The organism is Streptomyces chisholmiae, from assembly GCF_031845445.1.
Lineage (GTDB): Bacteria > Actinomycetota > Actinomycetes > Streptomycetales > Streptomycetaceae > Streptomyces > Streptomyces chisholmiae.
The window spans coordinates 1-460 of the sequence record NZ_JAVREO010000164.1; the positions used below are offsets into that span (position 1 = coordinate 1).

Below are 460 nucleotides of genomic sequence, written 5' to 3' on the forward strand. Positions count from 1 at the left end.
CTGAAGGGCTGGGTCCTCAAGGACGCCTCGAACCACCGCTACACCTTCAAGAACATCAAGATCGGCGCCGGCAAGACCCTGAAGGTACGGACCGGCAAGGGCTCGGACACCGCGTCGAACACGTTCCAGAACCGGGCCGCGTACGTCTGGAACAACACCAGCGACACGGCGACGCTGCTCAAGGCGAGCGGCGGCAAGGCCGACTCCTGCTCCTGGACGACCCGGGACCCCAGCGACACGTACTGCTGACGGCACCCGCCGCCGGGGGGCGTTCACCGGATCGCGCGGTGCGCGTTCTCCTTCTCGGAGGGCCCTGGGTCGGTCGCCGCGATCCACGGGCCCTCCCCCGAGGGGTCGACGATGCCGTCCTCCAGCCAGCGGTAGGTGCCCGCGAGGACGCCCTTGACGACCGTGCGGTCCAGATCGTCGGTGTTGGTCCACAGCCGCCCGAAGAGTTCCT

Annotated in this window: 2 protein-coding genes; one reads left to right on the forward strand and one right to left on the reverse strand. The window is 68.7% G+C overall.

From position 1 onward, the window contains the following. Positions 1 to 249 (forward strand): lamin tail domain-containing protein (locus RM844_RS32595; protein ID WP_311671050.1); only part of this gene is annotated, 249 nt, incomplete at its 5' end. 23 nt (positions 250 to 272) lie between these two features. On the opposite strand, the gene RM844_RS32600 is transcribed toward RM844_RS32595, so the two are convergent. Further along, the coding region (locus RM844_RS32600) for a hypothetical protein (protein WP_311671051.1) at positions 273 to 460 on the reverse strand (188 nt) is incomplete at its 5' end.